The sequence below is a fragment of the Vibrio fortis genome (genome assembly GCF_024347475.1).
In the GTDB taxonomy this organism is placed as follows: domain Bacteria; phylum Pseudomonadota; class Gammaproteobacteria; order Enterobacterales; family Vibrionaceae; genus Vibrio; species Vibrio fortis.
Map to the genome: position 1 here is coordinate 1,208,899 of NZ_AP025487.1, position 23,822 is coordinate 1,232,720.

22 protein-coding genes are annotated in these 23,822 nt (G+C 44.7%); 11 read left to right on the plus strand and 11 right to left on the minus strand.

Going from position 1 to position 23,822, the window contains the following annotated elements:
- Positions 1–3 precede the first annotated feature (3 nt).
- Positions 4–2,382 (minus strand): YgiQ family radical SAM protein, encoded by a 2,379-nt coding sequence (locus tag OCV50_RS05490; RefSeq protein WP_261903909.1) that lies wholly within the window; start codon positions 2,380–2,382, stop codon positions 4–6.
- A 245-nt stretch (positions 2,383–2,627) separates the two neighbouring features.
- On the opposite strand from OCV50_RS05490, the gene OCV50_RS05495 reads away from it, so the two are divergent.
- Positions 2,628–3,308 (plus strand): hypothetical protein, encoded by a 681-nt coding sequence (locus OCV50_RS05495; protein ID WP_261903910.1) that lies wholly within the window; start codon positions 2,628–2,630, stop codon positions 3,306–3,308.
- Between the two features lie 178 nt (positions 3,309–3,486).
- Complete coding sequence (locus tag OCV50_RS05500) at positions 3,487–3,687, plus strand: DUF4250 domain-containing protein (RefSeq protein WP_239840649.1); 201 nt, start codon at positions 3,487–3,489, stop codon at positions 3,685–3,687.
- A gap of 121 nt (positions 3,688–3,808) precedes the next feature.
- On the opposite strand, the gene OCV50_RS05505 is transcribed toward OCV50_RS05500, so the two are convergent.
- Complete coding sequence (locus tag OCV50_RS05505; RefSeq protein ID WP_261903911.1) at positions 3,809–4,720, minus strand: LysR substrate-binding domain-containing protein; 912 nt, start codon at positions 4,718–4,720, stop codon at positions 3,809–3,811.
- Between the two features lie 271 nt (positions 4,721–4,991).
- Here OCV50_RS05505 and metE point away from each other — a divergent pair, with 271 nt between their 5' ends.
- A complete protein-coding gene (gene metE, locus OCV50_RS05510) occupies positions 4,992–7,307 on the plus strand; it encodes a 5-methyltetrahydropteroyltriglutamate--homocysteine S-methyltransferase (protein ID WP_261903912.1) in 2,316 nt (771 codons plus the stop codon).
- Between the two features lie 102 nt (positions 7,308–7,409).
- Here metE and OCV50_RS05515 read toward each other — a convergent pair whose 3' ends face one another.
- The 6 genes from OCV50_RS05515 to OCV50_RS05540 form a co-directional block, all read right to left on the minus strand.
- Positions 7,410–7,805, minus strand: a complete 396-nt coding sequence (locus OCV50_RS05515) for a GspS/AspS pilotin family protein (protein WP_239840652.1) — start codon at positions 7,803–7,805, stop codon at positions 7,410–7,412.
- A gap of 1 nt (position 7,806) precedes the next feature.
- Positions 7,807–8,103 carry a YciI family protein gene (locus OCV50_RS05520; protein ID WP_032549334.1) on the minus strand — a complete coding sequence of 99 codons (297 nt, stop codon included), beginning with the start codon at positions 8,101–8,103 and terminating at the stop codon, positions 7,807–7,809.
- A gap of 204 nt (positions 8,104–8,307) precedes the next feature.
- Positions 8,308–8,703, minus strand: coding sequence for an acyl-CoA thioester hydrolase YciA (yciA, locus tag OCV50_RS05525; protein ID WP_150871970.1), 396 nt, complete (start codon positions 8,701–8,703; stop codon positions 8,308–8,310).
- 118 nt (positions 8,704–8,821) lie between these two features.
- Positions 8,822–9,388: a septation protein A gene (locus tag OCV50_RS05530; RefSeq protein WP_261903913.1), complete on the minus strand. Its 567-nt coding sequence runs from the start codon at positions 9,386–9,388 to the stop codon at positions 8,822–8,824.
- A gap of 109 nt (positions 9,389–9,497) precedes the next feature.
- Positions 9,498–9,746: a hypothetical protein gene (locus tag OCV50_RS05535; RefSeq protein ID WP_239840654.1), complete on the minus strand. Its 249-nt coding sequence runs from the start codon at positions 9,744–9,746 to the stop codon at positions 9,498–9,500.
- 328 nt (positions 9,747–10,074) lie between these two features.
- Positions 10,075–10,962: a LysR substrate-binding domain-containing protein gene (locus tag OCV50_RS05540; protein WP_261903914.1), complete on the minus strand. Its 888-nt coding sequence runs from the start codon at positions 10,960–10,962 to the stop codon at positions 10,075–10,077.
- Positions 10,963–11,143: 181 nt separating this feature from the next.
- Between OCV50_RS05540 and hisC the strand changes: the two genes are divergently transcribed.
- The 6 genes from hisC (at position 11,144) to OCV50_RS05570 (ending at position 17,478) form a co-directional block, all read left to right on the plus strand.
- The gene (gene hisC, locus OCV50_RS05545; RefSeq protein ID WP_261903915.1) at positions 11,144–12,268 is read left to right on the plus strand and encodes a histidinol-phosphate transaminase; all 1,125 of its coding nucleotides are present in this window, start codon (positions 11,144–11,146) and stop codon (positions 12,266–12,268) included.
- Between the two features lie 10 nt (positions 12,269–12,278).
- On the plus strand, positions 12,279–13,052 hold the full coding sequence (locus OCV50_RS05550; RefSeq protein ID WP_261903916.1) for an ABC transporter substrate-binding protein: 774 nt from the start codon (positions 12,279–12,281) through the stop codon (positions 13,050–13,052).
- Between the two features lie 272 nt (positions 13,053–13,324).
- On the plus strand, positions 13,325–14,944 hold the full coding sequence (locus OCV50_RS05555; RefSeq protein ID WP_261903917.1) for a methyl-accepting chemotaxis protein: 1,620 nt from the start codon (positions 13,325–13,327) through the stop codon (positions 14,942–14,944).
- Between the two features lie 12 nt (positions 14,945–14,956).
- Positions 14,957–16,207 (plus strand): hypothetical protein, encoded by a 1,251-nt coding sequence (locus OCV50_RS05560; RefSeq protein ID WP_261903918.1) that lies wholly within the window; start codon positions 14,957–14,959, stop codon positions 16,205–16,207.
- A gap of 11 nt (positions 16,208–16,218) precedes the next feature.
- Positions 16,219–16,614: a phosphate ABC transporter substrate-binding protein gene (locus tag OCV50_RS05565; protein ID WP_239840660.1), complete on the plus strand. Its 396-nt coding sequence runs from the start codon at positions 16,219–16,221 to the stop codon at positions 16,612–16,614.
- Positions 16,615–16,896: 282 nt separating this feature from the next.
- Positions 16,897–17,478: a TetR/AcrR family transcriptional regulator gene (locus OCV50_RS05570; RefSeq protein ID WP_261903919.1), complete on the plus strand. Its 582-nt coding sequence runs from the start codon at positions 16,897–16,899 to the stop codon at positions 17,476–17,478.
- A 114-nt stretch (positions 17,479–17,592) separates the two neighbouring features.
- Here the strand turns inward: OCV50_RS05570 and OCV50_RS05575 are convergent, their stop codons facing one another.
- Complete coding sequence (locus tag OCV50_RS05575; protein ID WP_239840985.1) at positions 17,593–18,792, minus strand: dicarboxylate/amino acid:cation symporter; 1,200 nt, start codon at positions 18,790–18,792, stop codon at positions 17,593–17,595.
- A gap of 529 nt (positions 18,793–19,321) precedes the next feature.
- On the opposite strand from OCV50_RS05575, the gene OCV50_RS05580 reads away from it, so the two are divergent.
- Positions 19,322–20,740, plus strand: a complete 1,419-nt coding sequence (locus OCV50_RS05580; RefSeq protein ID WP_261903920.1) for an NfeD family protein — start codon at positions 19,322–19,324, stop codon at positions 20,738–20,740.
- Positions 20,741–20,810: 70 nt separating this feature from the next.
- A complete protein-coding gene (locus OCV50_RS05585) occupies positions 20,811–21,608 on the plus strand; it encodes a slipin family protein (protein ID WP_239840663.1) in 798 nt (265 codons plus the stop codon).
- A 102-nt stretch (positions 21,609–21,710) separates the two neighbouring features.
- On the opposite strand, the gene trpA is transcribed toward OCV50_RS05585, so the two are convergent.
- Together trpA and trpB are read right to left on the minus strand one after the other, a co-directional pair.
- On the minus strand, positions 21,711–22,517 hold the full coding sequence (gene trpA, locus OCV50_RS05590; protein ID WP_239840664.1) for a tryptophan synthase subunit alpha: 807 nt from the start codon (positions 22,515–22,517) through the stop codon (positions 21,711–21,713).
- Positions 22,517–23,707, minus strand: a complete 1,191-nt coding sequence (trpB, locus tag OCV50_RS05595) for a tryptophan synthase subunit beta (RefSeq protein ID WP_239840665.1) — start codon at positions 23,705–23,707, stop codon at positions 22,517–22,519. Before trpB ends, trpA begins: the two co-directional genes overlap by 1 nt.
- Positions 23,708–23,822: the final 115 nt, after the last annotated feature.

The window sequence follows — 23,822 nt, forward strand, 5'->3', positions numbered from 1 at the left end:
GGCCTAACGTTGCGCAGCACGTTGGCGGTTCTTCCCGTTACCTGCAGGCTTGCCACCTTGACCATTGCCCGCTTTGTTGCGGTTCGGTCTGCCGTTACCTTGTGACTGTCCGCCCGGACCTTTCTTGGTGAAGCCACTTGCTGGCTTACGACCATTGCTGTTACCGTTTGCATTACTTTGGTGAGCGTTACCTTGGCCGTTATTGCCGTTTGGTTTCTTACCGCCAGGCTTATTGCTACCAGATTTGGAGTAGTTACGTGGCTTCTCGCCGCCTAAACCCGGTTGCGACTTACTGTGTTTCGTCGCGAAACGGTGAGCACCGTGACGGCCAGACTTACGACGCTGAGCAGGTGTTTGTGCATCAAAGTCATCTTCTGGAACCAAGCAACCCGGTTTATCACCAATTAGGTGCTTCTTACCCATATCGATAAGCGCTTCACGGATCAGTTTCCAGTTCTCTGGATCGTGGTAACGCAATAATGCTTTGTGCAGGCGGCGTTGACGGTCACCTTTTGGCACTGGGATATCTTCACGCTTTTTGTACTTAACGCGTTTCAGAGGGTTGGTCTCTGAGTAGTACATCGATGTCGCGTTACACATTGGCGATGGGTAGAAGTTCTGAACTTGGTCACACTCATAGTTGTGCTTCTTCAACCAAAGCGCAAGGTTCAGCATGTCTTCATCTTCAGTACCTGGGTGAGCTGAGATGAAGTAAGGGATCAGATACTGTTTTTTACCTGCTTCAGCGCTGTACTTCTCGAACATCTCTTTGAAGCGATCGTATGTGCCCATACCTGGCTTCATCATCAGATCCAGAGGACCTTTTTCAGTGTGCTCTGGTGCGATCTTCAGGTAGCCACCTACGTGATGTGTTACAAGCTCACGAACATATTCTGGCGACTCAATCGCAAGGTCATAACGAACACCAGAAGCGATCATAATCTTCTTCACGCCTTTCACTTTTCGTGCAGAACGATAAAGGTCGATGGTGTGTTTGTGGTCTGTGTTTAGCTTCTCACAGATTTTAGGGAACACACACGAAGGACGACGACAGTTCACTTCTGCTTTCGGGTCTGAACAACCTAAGCGGTACATGTTCGCTGTCGGGCCACCTAAGTCAGAGATAGTGCCGGTAAAGCCAGGTACTTTCTCTTTAATATCTTCGATCTCATCTAAGATAGATTCTTTCGAACGGTTCTGGATGATGCGACCTTCGTGCTCGGTAATAGAACAGAAAGAACAGCCACCAAAACAACCACGCATGATGTTAACCGACGTTTTGATCATGTCGTACGCAGGAATCTTCGCTTTGCCGTACATAGGGTGAGGCACACGCTTGTACGCAAGGCCGAATACGTAATCCATCTCTTCTGTGGTCAGAGGGATCGGCGCTTGGTTTACCCAAAGCTCGCGGTCACCGTGACGTTGAATCAGAGCGCGACCCGAGTATGGGTTAGTCTCTAAGTGCAGGATACGACTAGCGTGAGCGTAAAGAATACGGTCGTTGTTTAGCTTTTCAAACGCAGGGATACGAACCGCCGTGGTTTTCGCGTCGTGGCGAGAAGGGCGAATAGTAATTGGCTGTGCTTTAGGTTCTTCGTCTTTCTTAGTATCACACTGGGTTTCAACCTCATACGGGTTAACCGGCACGTAAGCCTTACCCGGCTTTTCGATACGTGAAGAGTCGATGATTTTGAAGTTCTCAGGTGCAGCAGGCAAGTTGACAGCAGTACCGCGAATGTTTGTCAGGTTCGCGATCTCTTCACCATCGGCTAGGCGGTGTGCCACTTCAACCAGTGCTCGCTCTGCGTTACCAAAAAGAAGAATGTCTGCTTTCGCATCGAAAAGAACAGAACGACGAACTTTGTCAGACCAGTAATCGTAGTGAGCTACGCGGCGAAGACTTGCTTCAATACCACCAAGAACAATCGGCGTTCCTTTGTATGCCTCACGACAACGTTGAGAGTAAACCAGAGTTGCACGGTCAGGGCGCTTACCACCTTCATTATTTGGTGTGTAAGCATCATCGTGGCGTAATTTACGATCAGAGGTATAACGGTTAATCATGGAGTCCATGTTACCCGCGGTGATGCCGAAGAATAGGTTAGGTTTACCTAGCTTCATGAAGGCGTCTTTATTGTCCCATTTTGGCTGAGCAATAATACCTACGCGGAAACCTTGCGCTTCAAGCAAACGACCGATGATCGCCATACCGAAACTTGGGTGATCGACATAAGCGTCGCCCGTTACGATGATAATGTCGCAGCTGTCCCATCCAAGAGCATCCATTTCCTTTCTACTGGTCGGTAAAAAGGGAGCTGTACCGTAGCATTCGGCCCAGTATTTTTTGTGTTCGTGAATAGGAGTGATATCGCTGTACATATTTCGACCTCTGATTTTTGAGGCGGGAATTATAGCGGCATGCGCCCAGACTAGCCAGTAGAACATGCCCCTGATAGTTCTAGTGTCTTTCCCCAATAAGCGATGCAAAGCTGTATTGAGAAGTGATTCTTGGAAACAGCATAGACCAAGGATACGAGACAGTGAGCAAATTGATGATTTTGATTAGTGTTCCAAGCAGTTTTTGATATCATTCTGCGAAAATAAGTCCATATAAGTAGATCCCGATGATCGAATCTGTATTACTTCAATTCGCACCTATGTTATTGGGTGCACAACTCGTACTAACGCTGATCTTAGTGAAAGGTGATATCTGCCCAGGCCAGCGCGGTCGTATTCATAAGGTATTACCAGCTATTGGTGTACTCTGGTTGGCAGTGGCGTCACTTAAGGTCGAAGCTTTCTTAGTCGTATTTGCCATTTTCTATTTCTTCTCTCAAGTTCAGACGAAGAAGACTCGCGATGCCGGACCGATTTGGGTGATGTATTTAGCCTGTGGTTTGGCGCTCTCTTATGTTGGGATTCAAGCAAGCGAGAAGGCGACTCTAGTTGGCCTAATCTCATCATTGCTTCTAACAGCCTTACTCGGTAGCGCGTTCTCACATCTACTTCTGACCATTGCACGAACACGTCTTCAGGCATTCCACCGAATCTTGCCTGTTGCGGGTATTCTAAGCGGAATGCTGGTGGTGTTGACCACAGTACTGGGCGTCTACTCGCTTTCTGAAGAAGTATTGGAACCTATGGTGCCGTCGCTATTGTTTAGCTTTGCGCTTCTAATCTCATCGATTGTGGTTTGGTGTTGGCATTTGCTCTTCGCAAAAACGCCTGAAAAAATCCAGCTTGCGGTTGCTTTGCTAATGCTGATTGCTTCTGTTGTTGGCTTAGAGCCAATTTGGGCGCTATAGCTATTTAGGCGCCATCGCTATTTAGGCGCCATCGCTATTTAGACACTATAGCAATTTGGGAATTTCAGAAAGCTGCGAATTGTGCTGTGATTGAGCGAGAAATGTGATCTATTAGTAAGCGGGCTTACCATTGTCGTTCTAAACTTAAATCAGTCGATGTGTTCGTAAGGAGTACGAGATGGATTTAAGCAACGTCAAAAGCCTAGATAGCATTATTCTATTGGGAATCGTCAACGAAAAGTTGCGTCTTGAGTGTGATAGTTTTGAAGAGCTTGTCAGCATGTATGAAATGGATATCGAAAGTGTGGTGGGCAAACTAGATATGCTCGGTTACCAGTACGATCCATTGACCAATCAATTCAAATCCTATGCCCGATAGCTGTTTAGCAGAAGCTTAAAGGATTTAAATATCACAGTTAAAGCCACAGATTAACAGTCTGTGGCTTTGTTGTTTTTGGCACTTCTAAATCTGGTGCATCTTTAAAATAGGGTTGCTACTGCTAGACAACCTTGATTCCATCGAGATGACTTTTACTCTGCTGTCTTGCGGTACTGAAGAAAGCTTGTAAATAGCGCTTATCTTTATCCGAGTTCCTTACAGCTGCAAACAGTCGACGAGATAAACCTTTCCCTAGCGGCTTGCTAGCAATCAAGCCTTGTCTTGAAAACTCACTGATTGCCCAGTTGGGCAGAGCTGCTACGCCCAAACCTGCAGATACCATTTGTACTAACATCAATGTGTTATCAGCTTGCTTCCATTTTTTAGGCTCGATGCCAGCAGGTTGAAGGAAGTGTTTCACTACATCGAGGCGCTGTTTCTGAACAGGATAAGAGAGCATGGTCAGATCGAACAAATCTTCCGGCTGGATTGCTTCTTTTTCTGCAAGAGGCGAGTTAATTGCCGTGATCAGTCGCATCTCGAAGTCAAACAGTGGTTCGTAATGAACTTCCGATCGAGGCTGGATGTCCGAAGTGATCACGAGATCCAGCTCTCCTGCCATCAGTGCCGGTAAAGGCTCAAAGCCAAAGCCAGATGAGAAATCGAGGGTCACGCTTGGCCAAGTGACCTGATACTCCTTGAGAGCAGGCATCAACCATTGAAAACAGGAGTGGCACTCTATCGCCATATGAAGTCGGCCGTTCACATCCTCTTTGAGACTGGCTAATTCGTTCTCTGCTTTGGCCAGTTTAGGCAACACTTCATCCGCCAATCTGAGCAGGATTTCACCCTCTGACGTGAACTTCACTGGGCGAGTTTTACGCAAAAACAGTTGCCCACCCACACGAGCCTCGAGATCCTTTAGTTGGTGCGATAACGCAGACTGCGTCAGGTGTAGTGATGTCGCCGTCGCTGTTAAAGATCCACTATCACGCAATGTGGTCAGTGTTCGCAGGTGTTTGAGCTCTATCATGAGTGATCCTCATAGTTCCTAAGCTGATGTTTAATATTTCTTAATAACTACCCTACGTCGTTTTTGTGGATGTGTAAACATCTGGACGTCTAAATGTTTTCGGTTTTCTCATATGTGAATTCACCAACATGAGGTTTTCTAATAAACAAGTTGAATATTTGGAGATTGTTCACAAAGGCGTTTGGCGAGATAGTTTAGCCATCCAGACGCCTTTGAATGAAATTAATCAGCGTCTGACCGGATTTAAAAATAGTGATTAAGGAATAGGCTCATGACAACAACGACTCATATTTTAGGCTACCCACGTATCGGCGAAAAACGAGAACTCAAATTTGCATTAGAAAAGTATTGGCGTGGGGAAATCGACCAAACTGAACTGAAAGCAGTCGGTAGCGAACTGCGTCAGCGTAACTGGCAAGCACAATCCGACGCTAATCTGAGCTTTGTTACTGCAGGGGACTTTGCTTGGTACGATCACGTTCTTGCCACTACGTTACTACTGGGGCATGTACCAAAACGCCACAACAATGGCTTTCCAGATTTAGATACGCTTTTCCGTGTAGGCCGTGGTCAATCTCAGAGCACTTGCTGCGGCTCGAATCACCACCACGATCAGGACGGAGCGGCAGCGTCAGACATGACCAAATGGTTTAACACCAATTACCACTACATCGTGCCTGAATTCAGCAAAGACGATTCATTTGAGGTGAGTTGGCCGCAACTATTTGATGAAGTGAATCAAGCGATAAAAGAGGGGCACAAAGTAAAACCTGTACTGCTAGGGCCGCTGTCATACCTCTACTTAGGCAAAGAGGTAGAAGAAGGTTTTGACCGTTTGAGCCTATTACCTCGCTTGTTAACCGCGTATCAGGGAATATTAGTGAAATTGGCGAAGCTTGGTGTGGAGTGGGTGCAAGTTGATGAGCCTATCTTATCGCTAGAGCTTGAAAAACCGTGGGCAGATTCATTCAAACTTGCGTATCAAGTCATTCAGGGAGATGTAAAGATCCTCTTAACGACTTACTTTGATTCAGTGAATGAAACACTTAATAAGATCATCGAACTTCCAGTTAACGGCTTACACATTGATTTAGCAGCGGCTCCACAGCAGTTGAATGAGGTTGTCGAAAAGCTCCCTCAAGACTGGGTACTGTCTGCAGGTGTTATCAATGGGCGCAACGTATGGCGAGCGGATTTAGCGACACAACTTGCATTGCTGCAACCTGTAAAAGAGGCGTTAGGAGAAAGGCTGTGGGTCGCGAGCTCTTGTTCACTGTTACACAGTCCTGTGGACTTGGATCTTGAAGAAACACTAACAGAAGAAGTGAAGAGCTGGTTCGCCTTTGCTAAGCAAAAAGTCACGGAAGTAAGCCTGTTGGGAGCTGCGCTAGATGGGGACGATAACGCTATCTTAGCGTGTGAAACTTATAGTCAACCGATTGAGGCTCGCAAACAAGCGACCCATGTGAACAAGCCACATGTTCAAGCACGATTGAAAACGCTGACGAAAGCGATAGGGGAACGAAGCGCGCCTTATGCCGAGCGCGCTGCTCACCAGTCTGAGGTGTTAGGTTTGCCATTACTACCAACAACGACGATTGGGTCGTTCCCTCAAACGGGTGAGATTCGTGTACAACGCAGTGCTTATCGCGCAGGGAAACTTAATGAGAGTGAGTACAAACAAGCATTGAAAGGGCACATTGCCGACGCTGTAAAACGTCAAGAAGCGCTCGATCTTGATGTGCTGGTGCACGGAGAAGCCGAACGTAATGACATGGTTGAATACTTCGCTGAGAACTTAGCGGGTTTTCAAACCACCAAGTTCGGTTGGGTGCAAAGCTACGGTTCTCGCTGCGTAAAACCTGCCATTGTGGTTGCGGATATTGAGCGAGAAAAACCAGTAACCGTTGAGTGGTCGACCTACGCACAGTCACTTACCTCAAAACAGATGAAAGGCATGTTAACAGGGCCGGTAACGATTTTGTGTTGGACGTTCCCACGTGAAGACATCTCTCGCAAAGAGATAGCTAACCAATTAGCTTTCGCGCTGCGTGACGAGGTTTCAGATTTGCAAGATGCAGGCATCAATATTATTCAGATCGATGAACCTGCGATTCGAGAAGGATTACCTTTAAAGAAAGCAGCTCATGCAGAGTACTTAGAATGGGCGGTTGATGCGTTTAAAGTTGCTGCCGCAAGTGCCAAGCCTGAAACGCAAATCCACACCCACATGTGTTACAGCGAGTTTAACGAGATCATTGAATCTGTTGCGGCACTTGATGCAGACGTGATTACGATTGAAACCTCTCGCTCGAATATGGAGTTGCTCAAAGCGTTCGAAGAGTTTAACTATCCAAATGAGATTGGACCGGGTGTGTATGATATTCACTCGCCAAACATTCCATCAGAAGAGTGGATTGTAGGACTTCTTAAGAAAGCAGCAGAAAAGATCTCGGCAGAGCGTCTTTGGGCGAACCCTGACTGCGGCCTTAAAACACGCAATTGGTCAGAAACCGAAGCAGCACTAGCCAACCTTGTCTCGGCAACCAAAACACTGCGTAAAGAGTGGGAAGCTGAGGGAGTGTAAGATAAGTAAAGCTTGAGTAAGGCTTTGTATCTAATGCCTTACTGGCATAAAAAAGCCTCGCACTCGCGAGGCTTTTGCTTTTCATCTTGCTCGAATCTCGAACTAGCTGCCGCTTTCGCAGGTCTGCTTGCTTATGAGCTGCTCAACCATCAATTGACCACGAGTATTACGTATCTTGATGTTGTATGCCAAGCCCATGTCTAAGTTGGCACGTACTTCAGAGTTGGTACAGTAGCTATTAACGCTGGTTTTCAATACTTGATTGAGTGGCTTTGCACCTTGAGCATCTTGGTTGTAGATCATCATGATTTCAATCACGGTGTTCTTTGCCAAGACACGCATGACTTTCAACGGGCCGTATTCGATCGGTAGTCCCGCTGATAGAACACCTGCTCGGTGTTGCGCCATCATCTCTAATTGACGTTGTTGGTCTTGGTCACTTGAACTACAACCCGCAAGAACGAGTGCAGCCAGTGATCCGATAATCCACTTTTTCACTTTAAAATACTTTCTTAAATGGTTTTACAATCACATTAGCATAGACGCCAGCTTCAATATATGGGTCTGCATCAGCCCAAGCTTGCGCTTCTTCTAGTGAGTTAAATTCTGCAATGACTGTCGAGCCAGTAAAACCCGCTTCGCCAGGGTTATCTGAATCGATAGCTGGCATTGGTCCTGCTGTTAATAAGCGGCCTTCATCGTGAAGTGTTTGTAGGCGTTCTAGGTGTTGAGGGCGAACGCTCAGGCGCTTTTCCAATGAGTTTTCGACGTCTTGAGAAAAAATCACGTACCACATATTGGTATATCCTTATTTATACTTCACAAAAAAGAGGCTCGGTGAGCTATGTAGCTAATTTACGCGAACTAATCGTATTTGGAAGGGGGAAAAACAAGAAAGTGTGAATTGGTGCGCGTCGAAGAGGCTGGGTCTTTAAAAGCTGAGTGGAAAACGCTCTAAAGACCCGAAATTAGAAGGCTATTCGTCTGTTTAGCGAATGGCTTATTTGGCAATAGCGCGAGGTTTACCTTCAGAATCAATGGCAACATAGTTAAAAGTTGCGTCACATACCATGAAACGGTCTTCGATTCCGTGGTCACGAACCGGCTTAACCCATACCGCTAAGTCAATGCTCATTGAAGTGCGACCGATTTTTGTGCACTCACCGTAAACACATACTACGTCACCTACCTTCACTGGCTTTTTGAACGTGATACTTGAAACCGATACGGTTACGATGCGGCCGCATGAAATTTCTTTCGCTAAAATACCACCCGCTAAATCAAGTTGAGACATGATCCAGCCACCGAACACGTCGCCATTGGCATTGGTGTCGGCAGGCATAGCAAGGGTGCGAAGAAGAAGTTGGCCTTTTGGCGCATCAGAAGTGTGACTCATTATAAGGGATTCCCAAAACATCAATAAGTCAGTGGCCAGCGTTTATCCTATTGGCCACTGTGAACGAAATTATGTGCAAGATTGTAACAAAAAATGAGATTGAGATCTCATTCGACCATTACTCATCGTCTCTATTTTTTTCAGACACTGAGTGGTGTTTTTCTTCAGGTAGGTTTTTGTAAATGTATAGGCCAGTTAATAGTGTGAATGTGATCGTGGCGATCAACAAACCGAACACTTTGAAGTTCACCCAAGCATCGAGCGATAAGCTGAACGCGACATAGATGTTCAGGGCGGCACATAGTGTGAAAAATGCCGTCCATGCCCAATTAATCTTGCTCCATACAGAATCAGGTAGCGTGAGCTCTTTTCCAAGCATTCCTTTAATCGCCGGCTTACCCATCAATTGGCTGACGGTTAACCCAATAGCGAACAGCGCATAGACAATAGTGACCTTCCATTTGATAAAGTCATCGTCATGCAGGAAGATTGTCATACCACCAAACACCGCCACCATAGCGAAAGTGATAACTTGCATTTTTTCTACTTTTTTATATAGCAGGTAGGTGAGTGCTATTTGAATGGCGGTTGCAGCAATCAATGCGCCAGTGGCCGTATAGATGTCGTACATCTTATACAGGGCGAAGAAGATGATGAGTGGGATAAAGTCGATGATTTGCTTCATTTTGAACCGAACATCCTGTTGAGATACCTCCATTCAGTCTAGCCAAAAGTGCTTCGATTCAAAATAGAAGGAAGCACTTGAAAAATGAAATGTTTGATTGAGCGGCTTGTCACCGAGTGCATGAAGTTTGGTAGCGTGGGATAAGCTGCTTAATGTCTTCCAAATAACCTTCACTTTTAAGGTTATCAAGGGTTTGCTCCAGCTCTTCTTCACTCATTGTGAAGCATGTCGACTTACCTGTCGTTAGGTCTAAATACTCGTGATATTCACGTTCTGTGAAGTGGCCGATACGATCCATGAGTAGTGTTTTGATTCCATGGTGAATTAAGCCGTAATACGTGTGTCTTTGTAAGGTCATAGCCTATCCTCCGGACAAGCTGCAGTGAGAAAAAATGCAACCTGCTTAATATTGGTTGGGTTGTCTATGACAAAGCAATTCGAATGCCATTTTCATATAGAAGGTGGAATTTTCAACTCAGAGCAGTAATTTGTCCCACCTTTTCATTCAGTTAAAAGAATGCTTAGTCTGCTTTCACCAAAACAATACGTGTTGTGAGAAGAATAGTTTTATTTTGAGAGGCAATTTTGCACATCAATTTAGGAATAACTTGATTCTCAAATTGATAATTGTGGTTGCCGTGCACGGAAAAGCTTTGCCTCAAAGGTATTTGGCTTTCCATTGGTGGCTAATCCACCAACCAATCAACCAGAGTTGATAATGACGTATTTTGACGATTCTTGGGTTGTAGAAGGAAATAACCATTCCCCGAGAACACACTGCCTTCACTCACTTTTACTAATCTGCCTAAATCGATGTCTTGCTTAGCAAGGGTGATATCACCGATGGCGATGCCGAAGCCTTGCATCGCGGCGTTCATTGCTTGATCGAGCGTTGCAAATTGCTGGTTGTTCTTGCTTGAAAGCTCATTACTGCCGATATGCTCAAGCCATAGTCGCCAATCACTCTGCTCATTATTGGCGTGCAACCAAGTGTACTGGGACAGCTTGTGTGGCTTGATGAGGTTTGACTCGGAGTCTATGAGATGCTCGTTCACAATGATCTGCGATTGGCATATCGGAGCCAACTGCTCGTTAAACAAGAGCTGGCTAACAATTGAGTGTTGGTTTGGCTTTTTACCATAGGTAATGACAGCATCAAATGGGTCAAAACTAGGCTCAAAAACATGCTTGATAGTCGATGTTAGCTCGACATCAATCTCAGGGTAAGCCTGTTGAAATGACATGAGTTTGGGTAACAGCCAGGAGGTAATACAACTCGGGGCATTGAGTTTGATCTTCGAGGGCGAGCTCGACACCTGATTGAGAGCCGACTGCAGTTGTTGAATGGTTGCTTGAATAAGCGGAACTAACTCTTCGCCTTTTGGTGTTAACGACAGCCCACGAGCATGACGATAAAAAAGATCACACCCCAAATTATCTTCGAAAGACAAAACCTGACGACTAACAGCACCTTGAGTGACATTTAGCTCTTGAGCAGCACGTGTAAAGTTTAAGTGCTTTGCCGTAGATAGAAAGGCAAGCAAGGTTTTGGTTGAAGGGAGTGCGTGGTTCATATGTTTACCTATGATTTTTTATCATGGCTATTATGTAAATATTTCGATTCATTTATCAATAGTGTTCTGTTTGAATGTAAATACTTAATCATCATTTGTGATTCAATATGTGTATATGTCACATAAATTGAATATGAAAGCGATGGTGAAGATATTTTGATTATTTGGAAAGGATCGCCTCTTGATATCTTTTATCGATAACTTAGTGCCTCAGGCCGTAAAAAAATTAATACCTTATCAATCAGCAAGAAGAATCGGTGGTGACGGGCGTGTTTGGTTAAATGCAAACGAACTAGAGAGCACTCTGTTTCCGGGGGAAGTAGGGCATAACCGTTACCCAGACTTTTTGCCGCAAGATATCGCGAAGGCATACCAAGCGTATTGTGAAACTGATGCGGCGGCGGTTGCCGTGCGCGGTGCTGATGAAGCGATTGATTTAATAATCAGAACATTCTGCAAGCCCGCTCAAGACAAAATACTGATCTGCTCGCCAACCTACGCAATGTATGAGTTTTGTGCCGATGCGCTGGCGATTGAAACGCTCGATTCACCTCTGAAAGAGGATTTCTGTCTAAATGTTCCTGATGTGGTGAACAAAGCGGAGTTGGCGAACATCGTTTTTCTATGCTCTCCCAACAACCCTACCGGCAATGTGATTCCTAAAGCGGATTTGATCGAGGTACTAGAAGGGACTCAAGGAAAATCGCTGGTGGTCGTAGATGAAGCGTATATAGAGTTCGAACCTCAAACATCGGCTGTGAGCTTGATTGAGCGTTACCCTCATTTAGTGGTGATTCGTACTTTGTCCAAGGCGTTTGGGCTTGCTGCAGTACGTTGTGGGTTTATCATAGCGAGCCCAAATGTAATGCAGTATGTAGCCAAACTGATACCGCCGTATCCAATGCCAGATTGCTCATCACAAATCGTATTAGAGGCGTTATCAGATGAACGCGTTTCAGTAATGCAAGATGCCGTACGACAGTTGATTGAAGTGCGTAACCATTTCGCAGCTCAACTGGCGCAATTCGATTTCGTTGAGAAGGTTTACCCGTCGTCGACCAACTTTGTATTGTTAAAGCACAAGCCTGAACACCAATTGTTTAGTGTGTTGGCAAAAAATGGCATTGTGACGAGGAACCAACATCATGAGCCAGCGTTACGTAATTGCGTTCGCATCAGTATTGGCAGCCAAGAGAGTATGGATGAAGTGATCGCGTCACTTAATCACTACCAAAAAGAATTACATCAGAGACAACAAGCTCAAACTAAAGAACCTCAATTTCAACTTGATAAAAATCATATCTAGGATGGCAATGATGAAAAAGATATTACTAGGACTCACTTGCGCTGCAGCTTTACTTGGTACCACCGTACAAGCGAAAGAGATTCGTTTGGCGTCAGACTTTACTTATCCGCCATTTAATTACAAAAACAGTGAAGGTGTGCCGGTGGGCTTCGACATCGAAATTGCTGATGCCCTATGTGAACAAGCAAAACTGGATTGTACTTGGGTATCTCAAAGCTGGGATTCACTTATTCCTAGCTTGTTGGCCAGAAAATCAGACGTGATCATGGCATCAATGCGTATTACAGAAGAGCGCAAGCGTAAGATCCTGTTTACTGATAAGTACTACCAAACCCCAGCAGTATTCGTTGCTGCTAAAAGTGCGACATTCGATATTAACCAAGATGGCTTAGCGGGTAAGACCATCGGTGTGCAGCAAGGCACTATTCATGATCGATATGTGACGGATAAGTTCGGCAGTGTCGCAACCATTAAGCGCTACACTGGCCAAGATGAAGTCTACCTTGATCTTCAGAACGGTCGTTTAGATGTTACTTTTGGTAACTCAGATCAGTTATCGCTCGCTTTCTTGGATAAGGCAGAGGGTGCAGATTTCGAATTTAAAGGTAAAGCGGTAACCGATAAAGCCTATATCGGTGAAGGCACGGCACTCGCGTTAAGAAAACAAGACGCAAAGTTAGCAGAACAGTTTAACAATGCTATCGAAGAGATACGAGCAAACGGCACCTACGATAAGATCGCTGCTAAGTATTTCTCTTTTGATATCTATGGTAGTGATTTGTAAATTCGAAGCACCGATGTTGAAAAATAAATTAAACGACGAATTATGAGCACAATAGAAATGCTATTCGTTTAATATTGATTAATAATAAACCCCTAGATCTTAAGTTCTAGGGGTTTTTGTTTAGTAGCCAGGTAAACAAGGTTATAGAGGAATATATTTATTAGTTGAGCCATGTTTAAACATAACGTGTCATTTGTTTAGTGAATCCATTCACCAAAAAAATGATCTAACGGTAACATAATTGTCAATTTGCGATAATTAAATAGAACATTATGCTGCTGTCTCGTTATATCAATATAAAAGTACAATTTGTTGTTCTTTTATCAATTATCTCGCTCAGTTTAGCGGCGATAATTACCATCAATGTATTTATCCACCGTGATAATAGCCAACGACTCACCCAGTTAGAGTTAAGTTATTACCCTGCGTTAGAGCACGCCACTAAAATAAATTCTCTGTTGCCAAATGTGCGACAGCAATTTGAAGCCGCTGTGATCATGGAAGATGAACAGGCCATCGATTACGCACGCCAAATATCCGATGATCTACAAGTTGAAGCCAATGAAGGAGCGAAGGTCCTACCTTCACAGGCTTATTCGTTTAATCAATTGTCACTTGCATTAAAGAAATACACGGAATCTGCGTATGCGCTAAGTCTGGATTTCATTAATTTAAATGACTCCTTTGACAACCTCACTGCTAGGTCAAATAAGTTAAGTGCTGAATACGATTCATTGCTCGCGTTAAGTGATGCGTTGCGTTCTTCAGCGAGCCAAAACGTTGTTGACACTATTTTTCACTCAGAGAACGCTGCAAATGATGCTGCCCAACAATCAGTATGGCTTGGCATTTTCTTTATCTTGTCTGTATTTGCCGTCGGCTATGCAATCTTCAAGTCCGTTATCAATTCAATATCCTTGGTAACCGAAAAAATGCAAGCCATCGCGACGGGTGATGGCGACCTGACTGTTCGTATCGATTATTCCGGTAAAGATGAAATCGCTATTTTAGTACAAAGCGTTAATCAGTTTATCGAGAAGCTTCAGGGGATCATCGCAAGCACCTTGAGCATTGGTCAGGAGCTGGAAGTTGTTAGCGATAAGATTCGCAGTGAATCCCATCAAACCTTGGCGTTAAACAGCACTCAACGTGACCATATCGAAGAAGTTACGGAAGCGGTTAACAACATCATAGCTCTCATAGAGCAAGTTGTCGGCTTTGCATCACATGCTGATTCACAAGCACAGAAGGCGAATACAAGTGCACAAACGGGTACTCAAGTTGTATTGAAAACAAGCCAAGAAATAGAAGAGTTGGCAAGTAACATTCGTGATACGGCGACCAAATTAAAACAGCTAGACAAAAATGCGAGCAACGTTGGCTCAATATTGAGCACGATACAAAGCGTTGCGGAGCAAACCAACCTACTTGCACTAAACGCTGCCATTGAAGCCGCTCGAGCGGGTGATCATGGACGTGGCTTTGCTGTTGTTTCAGATGAAGTTCGTGTCCTAGCCAATAATACCCAGCAATCTGCAACAGAGATTAATGCACTACTTGGTGAGCTCAAGTCTGGCTCTAATGCTGCAGTAGGTGCGATGGATCAAGGTCTTGCAAGCTCCTCTCAAGCTGTTGGAGATGCACAGAACGCAGGGGACTACCTACTAGAAATCAGCGGCCAGGTTGAGGAAATCACCGAACTTAATCGCCAAATAGCGAGTACGACTGAACATCAGGCTCGCGCTTCAAAACAAATTCATACCCATATGGATGATTTTAGACAGTGCTCTCACCAAGTATCTCAGTCTACCGATCAATTAGAAGCTCTGAGTCACCAACTCAGTGACATCGTTACAGAGCTAAGCAAATCAACTTCACAATTCAAAGTATAACGGAGAACAATAATGACTAACTCCCCATTTCGCTTATTGCCTGTAGCAGTAGCGCTTGCGACGTCGTTCGCAACACATGCTGCAGATGAGCAAAAATTGGCAGAGCTAGAGAAAAAGGTCGCGATCCTTGAAGCGAAAGAACAAAACTCAATTGCTGATAAATTTAGTTTCAATGGCTTCGCGTCTTTAAACATGCAATTAGGTAATCAAAACCATGGTTTTATGAAGTCGGAAAACAAAGTGCGTTTTGATGAAGGTTCTTTGTTCGGTTTACAAGGTGAGTTCGAAGTCAACGATTCAACTTCAGCAGTAGTTCAAATGGTCGCTCGTGGTAATAAAAAAGAGAACTGGTCTCCAGATATAGAGTGGGCATTCCTAAGCCACAAAGTGACACCTAACTTGACGGTTCGCGGCGGTAAGCTGCGTTTGCCACTGTTTATGTACTCTGACTACTTAGAAGTTGGTTATGCGCAAGTTGGCGTGAGAGTTCCTAATGAAGTATACGGCTCAGTGGTTTTAACCTCTCTTACAGGTGGTGACTTCATTTACGATATGGAACTGGAAGACAGCACGCTTTCATTCCAAGGCTTTGCTGGCTCACAGAAGCTGTCGGCATCAAAGCATAGCTACAACGCTGATACTCAGTTTGATGACATCGCTGGTGGTGTAGTGAATTGGACTGATGATACTTGGACGCTCCGTGCCGTGTACGCTCAGTCGGTGATTAGCTCTTCTACAAACTGGAATGAAAACAACCAGTCAGTGCTAAATTCAACGTTTGATGATGACAAAGCTAAGTTCTATGGTGTGGGTGGTCGATACGAAAATGGCAATCTAATGCTGGTTTCTGAAGTCACTCGCACAACTGTTGAAGGTTTTTACTACGACGTGGATGCTGCTTACCTAACAGCGGCATACCGTCTGGATGAAGTAACGCCATATGTGACAGTTTCACATATGGAAACACAGGACGATGACGAGAGAAATGCAACGGCAAACCGTCAGCTTGCAAATCTACTTCAAAATCCTAGTAGCATCCAAGCTCGATACGCATACGGCTCCGCGAAAGCGCTGGCTGATAAGCTAAACACACAACGCACTACCTATAGCATTGGTGCGCGTTGGGACTTCTTACCAAATATTGCGCTAAAAGGTGACATTAGCTATCTAACTGGCTTTGGTTCAACCTATGGTGGCGTGGCATCGGAATATAAAAACGACGACAACATCTTGTACACAATAAAAGTTGACGCAGTATTTTAAGGAAGAGAGTCATGTTGAAAAAAACATTAGTAGCAGCTGCTCTTCTTAGCAGCGTAAACGCGTTCGCAGGTATAGTTGTGGTCGGAAGCCCTTCGATGAGCGAACTTGATGCATCGACAGTGAAGAAGTTGTATTTAGGTAAGGCTAAATCGCTTCAAATTGAAGCCGTAGAGTTGGAGGATGGACACCCAATGAAAAGTGAGTTCCACCAAGCCATCACTCAAAAGACAGAAGCACAATTACAAGCATACTGGGCTAAACGAGTATTTACAGGTAAAGGCCAACCACCTAAAGCGGTAGGGCAGGAAAGTCTAGCAAAAGATATGGTTGCTAGTTCTTCGAATACGATTGCTTATATCGATGAATCTTTGGTTGATAGCTCTGTTAAAGTCATCTTAAAACTCTAGATTTATATGTGGCGCTCAACATGAGCGCCACTCTTACATTAGCTTACGTACGGCTAGCGGCTCTTACTGAACCCTTACATGATATCGCAAACTTCTATGTTATTGTTTGTTTGAGTAATTACTCAGTTCGATCTAGTTACATTTCAAGAACACCTATTAATTGTAGCCTTCATCTTGCCGGTTATTTAGCAGTGTCCTAAATGTGTTTGTTCCATATTGAGATTGTTTATTCGAGTTATAAGATGTGTTGTATATGTAAACAAGCGGGTGGAATACAATCTGATGCCAAATGAGAAAAGAGAAGAAATATTAAATTCAGCAGAAAAATTATTTATTTCTCAGCCTTATAATAAAGTATCAATTCGCTCTATTGCAAAGTCAGCAGGAGTAAGTCCTGCATTAATTCTGTATTACTTCAATAATAAAGAACAGCTTTTTGATCAGCTCATTGAAGAGCATACGAATCGTTTTGAAGAACAATTTTCAAAGTACCAAAGAGCAGAAGGGGTTCAACTACAACAGTTAATCTCTGAGCTTATTGATTTTTGGGAAAGCGCACCCAATGTTTTTTTGTTTTTTACTCTCGGTGGCAGTTCGTTTAATCACGAAAATGTACAGAGACTAAAAGAATCAAAGTTTGGCTTCATCTATCACAAAACCCTTGAAAACCTCCTTTATTTAGTTGATGGCTGTAACGAATCCAACTTTCATTATTACCAAATGTTGATGAACTCACTGGTTTCTCAACCTTATTTAGAGTCAAGGAAGAAGAAACTTAATTCTGAAAGCTCAAATTTTAATTTAAATCAATATCAGGAAGTGATAGCGAACTTACTAAAGAACGAAAGTAGCTATTCATATTAAGCCACTTCGAATGGCAAGGCGCAAAATCTATTAAAGTCGTTCTCGCAAAGCTCTTCTATAGAAAACGAAAAAGCCACTCATTGAGTGGCTTTTTGCTTATCGATGGAATCGAAATTACGCTTGCTGCTTCTGTAGCTCAGCTTCTTTCTCTTCGTCTTTGATCAGAGAGTCAACGATTACTGCACATGCTGCATCACCAGTGATGTTCAGCGCTGTACGAATCATGTCGAAGATACGGTCAAGAGCGAACAGTAGTGGTAGACCTTCGATTGGAATACCAGCCGCTAGCAGTACTGCTACAACTAGGAATGATGGACCTGGAACACCAGCTTGACCGACAGCGCCAAGAGTTGATGTTACGATGATTGCGATGTACGCGCCCATTGATAGGTCGATGTTGAATAGTTGTGCAAAGAAGATAGCAACTAGGCCGTAGTAAATCGCATTACCAGACATGTTGATCGTTGCGCCTAGAGGCAGAACGAATGATGCCGTTGAGTTACGAACACCTAGCTCGTTCTCTACTGTATCCATAGTTACAGGTAGAGTTGCCATTGAAGAGGCTGTTGAAAGCGCAACTGCTTGAGGCTTCTTCATTGCTGTCAGGAATTTCTTCGCTGATGTCTTTGTGAAGATTTGAATCATCAGTGGGTAAGCAACGAAGCCAAATACTAGGATTGCAGCAACGTAAACAACGAATAGCTTGAACACAACCATTAGTGCGCCGAAACCAAACGTACCAACCGCTTCAGCCATTAGGCCAAATACGCCAAGAGGAGCGATGATCATTACTTTGTTGATCATCCAAACCATAGCGTCAACGATCGCATTTACACCGTTGATGATTGGCTCACGCTTCTCTTTCGCTTGCTTAGAGATTGCGATACCAAAGAATAGGCAGAATACAAGGATTTGAAGAATGTTTGCTTCGTTTAAAGACTGGAAAACGTTGGTTGGGATCATACCAGTGATGGTAGCCCAGAAAGTTGGAAGTTCGCCTTTCGATGCATACTCAGATGAGAACATACCTTCAACACCAGAAACGTCGATACCGCGTCCTGGTTCGAATACTTCACCCATGATCAATGCAAGGGCAACAGCCAGTGCAGAAGTCATTGCAAAGTAACCCAAAGTAGTGATACCTACTTTACCTGCTGATGAGCTATTACCTAGGCCAGCTGCACCAGAGATCAGTGCAACAGCTACCAATGGGATAACCAGCATCTTGATCAAATTAATAAAGATCGCACCTAGAGGAGCGAACATGGTTGCGCTCTCGCCCATCATGGCACCCACTACAGTACCTACGATCATAGCAATAACGACTTGAATGCCGATATTGCCTAGTAAACTCTTTTCTTTTAACACTTCCGTTACCTCTGTGCTACAAAATGTAAAATTCCTAGAACTACATGCCAATGTACGTCGTACCATTGGATGAATATTTCGTGAAGAGTTTTACACGTATCTGTTACATTTATCAATATGAGCAGGGATGAAAGTCCGTCAAAATACGTGACGAGAATGTTGTTTGGCGATCTTTTGCACTAAAGCAAACGTTTGCTTTGGTTTTTTGAAGTAATGCTATTTGTTTAATTTATAAAACCATTACAGGTGTGTGTTTTGTGAATGCTTTCAAACTTCGGTACCTGACACACGTTTATTAACATTTGCTTTTCATTTTTGCGCTTTTTTTACTCGTTATGGTTCGAGGAGATGCCAGCATGTTTGTTGTGCGAAATTTAGCCTGAACTATGCTTAAGGTATCGAGTTATTACCAAGATGTTACCTCTGCGCTTTCAATAAAACGTCTATCTAGCATCTCAGTTGTAAGGAGAGAGGCATGACTTTTATATTAAAGTGCCTGTTTGCGTTTCTTCTGCTGTTCAGCTCTGCATTTTCTCAAGCTGATGAGGTTTGGGTTATAGAGGTGAATGGAGGCATAGGTCCTGCGACCAGTGATTACCTCACGAGAGAAATAGAACAAGCTCATGATGAGCAAGCCAAGCTCGTCATATTGAAAATGAACACGCCCGGCGGGTTGGACTCGTCAATGCGTGACATTATTCGATCTATTACCACTTCACCAATTCCGATCGCGACTTGGGTTGGTCCTGCAGGGTCGCGAGCCGCCAGTGCCGGAACCTATATTTTACTCGCCAGCCATATCGCTTCTATGGCACCCGGAACGAATCTAGGCGCCGCTACACCGGTATCTCTTGGTGGCGGGAAAGCGCCTTCTGATCCTCTATCCCCGCAAGATGACTCGAATCAAGACGATAAAGCGAATGAGAGCGAGCAGGGTGATATAAACCAAGAGAACTCTGAACAAGTAAAAGCCACGACGGCGATGGAGAAGAAAGTCATTAATGATGCTGCTGCTTATATTGTGAGTTTGGCTAAACTGCATAATCGCAATGAAGAGTGGGCAGAGAAGGCAGTTAGAGAAGCCGCGAGTTTGGACTCTGAAAATGCACTTGCCCTTAACGTGATTGATTTCATGGCGAGTGATTTACCGCAATTAATCGAGATGACCAATGGACGTAATGTCACTATTAATGGTGTGAGTCAGGAAATACAGCTGAACGACGTTGCCTTTGTAGAACGTGAGCAAGATTGGCGCTTTAGTTTACTCTCGGTGATCACCAACCCGAATGTGGCTTACATTCTCATGCTTATAGGCATCTACGGTTTGCTTCTCGAATTTTATAATCCCGGAGTGGGTCTGCCGGGCGTACTTGGGGGTATTTGCTTGCTGTTAGCGATGTACTCTTTGCAAATGCTGCCTGTCAGTTACGCTGGACTTGCGTTAATACTGCTCGGGATTGCTCTGATGATTGCTGAAGCTTTCAGTCCAAGCTTCGGTATTTTCGGTTTAGGTGGTGTAGCGGCGTTTTCACTTGGCTCAATCATGTTGATGGATACTGAGGTACCGGGTTATCAAATTGCTCTGCCATTAATCATCGGTATTAGTTTGTTCTCTGTCGCGTTTATTGTAATGACAATATCTATGTTAGTTCGAGTGAGGAACAAACCTGTCACAACAGGGATGGAAGCGGTTGTGGGGGAAACTGGCAAAGTGGTTAGCGGTTTCCCTGGCTCTGGAAGAGTTTTAGTTGAAGGAGAAATCTGGCAAGCCAAATGTGCCAGTGAACTGCAAGTAGGACAGAGCATTAGAGTCACTAAGCTAGACGGGCTTTTGTTAGATGTAGAAGCGTTGGACGTTGAAGACCATGTTGGAGGATCGTCGACTAAGTCTTGATATCTGCAATACCAAGCTCGACGACTTAGTTGAAATCTCCTTCGTTATCGTTACCAGTAAGGGGGCGGTTATGTTTATACACACAATAGGTATTGTTGTTGTGCTCGTTATCTTATTAATAGCGAGCATGTTTAAAGTGCTGCGCGAGTACGAGCGTGCAGTGGTCTTTTTCCTCGGGCGTTTTTATCGCGTCAAAGGGCCGGGTCTGATCGTCATCATCCCGTTTATCCAACAAATCGTAAGGGTCGATCTACGAACCATCGTCTTGGATGTCCCTACACAAGATTTGATCACCAGAGACAACGTGTCGGTGAAGGTGAATGCCGTGGTCTATTTCCGCGTATTAGATCCTAAGATGGCGATCAACAATGTTGAGAACTATCTGGAAGCGACAAGCCAACTCTCTCAAACGACGCTGCGTTCGGTGCTAGGGCAGCATGAGTTGGATGAGCTTTTATCAGAGCGGGAAGAACTCAACAAAGACCTTCAAGCGATATTGGATCAGCACACCGACAATTGGGGCATCAAAATAGCCAATGTAGAAATTAAACATGTCGACCTTGATGACAGCATGGTGAGAGCGCTCGCTAAGCAGGCGGAAGCAGAACGTGCTCGTCGTGCTAAGGTGATACATGCCACGGGTGAGCTGGAAGCATCGACTAAGCTCCAAGAAGCAGCAGATGTATTGAATAAGTCACCGAATGCGATTCAATTGCGATATATGCAGACGTTAACAGAAGTGGCGAACGAGAGAACCACAACGATTGTGTTTCCAATGCCAGTCGACTTAGTGGACAAAATTACCGATCCCCTTAAAGCAACACTGAATGAAGCCGCTATTAAAAAGGCGATGAAATCTGACGACTAGTTGCTTAGCGGTAAGAGAAAAAATACGTGTTGAGAATAACGAAAAAAGCGCCCAAAGTCGGGCGCTTTTGCTTGTTAAAGGGGGGTTAACCAATACTGGCGACTACTTTTGTGTTGCCGCTTTCATTGGTGTGATGAACTCAGCCAGCTTCTCAAGCATTAGCTCTGGTTGCTCAATATTCTGCTCGATGATCTTAACAACCGCTGAACCAGAAATAGCACCTGCAGCGCCTGCTTCAATCGCTTCTTTCACTTGCTCAGGTGCTGAAATACCAAAACCGAGTAGTGCTGGTGGCGCGTTGAATTGGTTTAGGCGATCAAGCATGTGTCCAACTGGCATGTTTGCTTTTGTCTCTGCACCCGTTACACCGGCACGTGATAGTAGGTAAGTGTAGCCACCGCCAAGCTCAGCCACTTGCTTCAGTGTCTCATCGCTTGCCGTTGGTGGTGCGATGAAGATAGGGTGAATTCCGAACTTCTCTGCAGCCGCAACAAACTCTGCGCTCTCGTTAGTTGGAACGTCAGCAATCAGAACAGAATCGATACCAGCTTTTGAACAGCGCTCGTAGAAGTCTTCAATACCGCGGGAGTAGACAAGGTTTGCATACATTAGAAGGCCGATAGGCAAATCTGGGTACTTCGCTCGAATCTTACCAATCTGCTCAAAACAGATATCTGGGGTAGCACCTGAATCTAGCGCACGAATGTTTGCACCTTGGATGGTTGGGCCATCTGCCAGCGGATCCGAGAATGGAATGCCTAGCTCTAGTGCGTCAGCACCAGCTTCGACTAAGGTTTCCATAATCTTGTAAGACTGCTCTGCGTTTGGATCGCAAACCGTTACGAACGGTACAAATGCGCCTTGGTTTTTATCGTTTAGGCGCGCAAACATCTTCTCATAACGGTTCATTAGATAGCTCCTTTTTCTTCTAAGATGGCGTGTACGGTGAAGATGTCTTTGTCACCACGACCTGATAGGTTAACAACTAGAAGTTGTTCTTTTTCTGGGTTCTCACGAGCCATTTTCAGTGCGTGTGCTAGTGCGTGAGAAGATTCAAGCGCAGGGATGATACCTTCGTTGCGCGCGATCTCTTGGAAAGCTTCTAGTGCTTCATCGTCGGTTACGTTGTCGTATTCTGCACGGCCAATCGCATTAAGGTGCGCGTGTTGAGGGCCAACAGATGGGAAGTCTAGACCTGCTGATACCGAGTAAGACTCTTCAACCTGACCGTTAGAGTCTTGCATTAGTGGCGCTTTCATACCAAAGAAGATGCCCGTTTTACCGTGTTTAAGCGGTGCACCGTGCTGGTCGGTGTCGATACCTTTACCTGCTGGCTCAACACCGATTAGGCGAACGCTCTCTTCTTCGATGAAATCAGCAAACATACCGATTGCGTTTGAACCGCCACCTACACAAGCGATAACCGCATCAGGTAGGCGACCTTCACGAGCTAGGATTTGATTCTTAGTCTCTTCGCCAATCATACGTTGGAAATCACGAACGATAGTTGGGAATGGGTGAGGACCTGCAGCGGTACCTAGTAGGTAGTGCGCGTCTTCGTAAGTTGCAGACCAGTCACGTAGCGCTTCGTTACATGCATCTTTTAGGGTTGCAGAACCTGAGTGCACAGGGATAACCTCTGCACCCATTAGCTTCATACGGAATACGTTCGGGCTTTGACGCTCAACGTCTTTTGCACCCATGTAAACGCGACACTTAAGACCAAGCAGTGCACAAGCCAGCGCTGTTGCTACACCGTGTTGACCTGCGCCAGTTTCAGCGATGATCTCTTCTTTACCCATACGCTTTGCAAGCAGAGCTTGACCAAGCACTTGGTTGGTTTTGTGCGCACCACCGTGAAGTAGGTCTTCACGTTTTAGATACAGTTTAGTTTTTGTACCTTTCGTTAGGTTACGAGTAAGCGTCAGCGCCGTTGGACGGCCAGCGTACTCTTGAAGCAGCGTCATGAACTCACTGCGGAATTCTGGGTCAGCTTGAGCGTCGATAAACGCTTGTTCCAGTTGCTCTAGGGCTGGCACTAGAATCTGCGGTACGTATTGACCACCGTATTCACCAAAGTAGGCATCAAGTTTAGCCATCGTGTTATTCCTTCAATTTGCTTGGTATGTCTGCATACCAATATCTTTAATCGTGTAGAGCACCTCAATGCAATGCTCTGAAATAGGGTCTGTAGTCTGTCTACAGTGAGTTTTT

What these genes read in the sequence shown, in the direction of transcription:
- OCV50_RS05570 (WP_261903919.1), top strand. Translation starts at nt 16,897, where the DNA reads ATGCCAAATGAGAAAAGAGAAGAAATATTAAATTCAGCAGAAAAATTA.
- OCV50_RS05520 (WP_032549334.1), bottom strand. Translation starts at nt 8,103, where the DNA reads ATGTGGTACGTGATTTTTTCTCAAGACGTCGAAAACTCATTGGAAAAG.
- trpA (WP_239840664.1), bottom strand. Translation starts at nt 22,517, where the DNA reads ATGAACCGTTATGAGAAGATGTTTGCGCGCCTAAACGATAAAAACCAA.
- OCV50_RS05530 (WP_261903913.1), bottom strand. Translation starts at nt 9,388, where the DNA reads ATGAAGCAAATCATCGACTTTATCCCACTCATCATCTTCTTCGCCCTG.
- OCV50_RS05565 (WP_239840660.1), top strand. Translation starts at nt 16,219, where the DNA reads ATGTTGAAAAAAACATTAGTAGCAGCTGCTCTTCTTAGCAGCGTAAAC.
- OCV50_RS05575 (WP_239840985.1), bottom strand. Translation starts at nt 18,792, where the DNA reads ATGATCGTAGGTACTGTAGTGGGTGCCATGATGGGCGAGAGCGCAACC.
- OCV50_RS05550 (WP_261903916.1), top strand. Translation starts at nt 12,279, where the DNA reads ATGAAAAAGATATTACTAGGACTCACTTGCGCTGCAGCTTTACTTGGT.
- OCV50_RS05490 (WP_261903909.1), bottom strand. Translation starts at nt 2,382, where the DNA reads ATGTACAGCGATATCACTCCTATTCACGAACACAAAAAATACTGGGCC.
- OCV50_RS05580 (WP_261903920.1), top strand. Translation starts at nt 19,322, where the DNA reads ATGACTTTTATATTAAAGTGCCTGTTTGCGTTTCTTCTGCTGTTCAGC.
- trpB (WP_239840665.1), bottom strand. Translation starts at nt 23,707, where the DNA reads ATGGCTAAACTTGATGCCTACTTTGGTGAATACGGTGGTCAATACGTA.
- OCV50_RS05540 (WP_261903914.1), bottom strand. Translation starts at nt 10,962, where the DNA reads ATGAACCACGCACTCCCTTCAACCAAAACCTTGCTTGCCTTTCTATCT.
- OCV50_RS05555 (WP_261903917.1), top strand. Translation starts at nt 13,325, where the DNA reads ATGCTGCTGTCTCGTTATATCAATATAAAAGTACAATTTGTTGTTCTT.
- OCV50_RS05505 (WP_261903911.1), bottom strand. Translation starts at nt 4,720, where the DNA reads ATGATAGAGCTCAAACACCTGCGAACACTGACCACATTGCGTGATAGT.
- OCV50_RS05585 (WP_239840663.1), top strand. Translation starts at nt 20,811, where the DNA reads ATGTTTATACACACAATAGGTATTGTTGTTGTGCTCGTTATCTTATTA.
- OCV50_RS05535 (WP_239840654.1), bottom strand. Translation starts at nt 9,746, where the DNA reads ATGACCTTACAAAGACACACGTATTACGGCTTAATTCACCATGGAATC.
- yciA (WP_150871970.1), bottom strand. Translation starts at nt 8,703, where the DNA reads ATGAGTCACACTTCTGATGCGCCAAAAGGCCAACTTCTTCTTCGCACC.
- OCV50_RS05560 (WP_261903918.1), top strand. Translation starts at nt 14,957, where the DNA reads ATGACTAACTCCCCATTTCGCTTATTGCCTGTAGCAGTAGCGCTTGCG.
- OCV50_RS05495 (WP_261903910.1), top strand. Translation starts at nt 2,628, where the DNA reads ATGATCGAATCTGTATTACTTCAATTCGCACCTATGTTATTGGGTGCA.
- OCV50_RS05500 (WP_239840649.1), top strand. Translation starts at nt 3,487, where the DNA reads ATGGATTTAAGCAACGTCAAAAGCCTAGATAGCATTATTCTATTGGGA.
- metE (WP_261903912.1), top strand. Translation starts at nt 4,992, where the DNA reads ATGACAACAACGACTCATATTTTAGGCTACCCACGTATCGGCGAAAAA.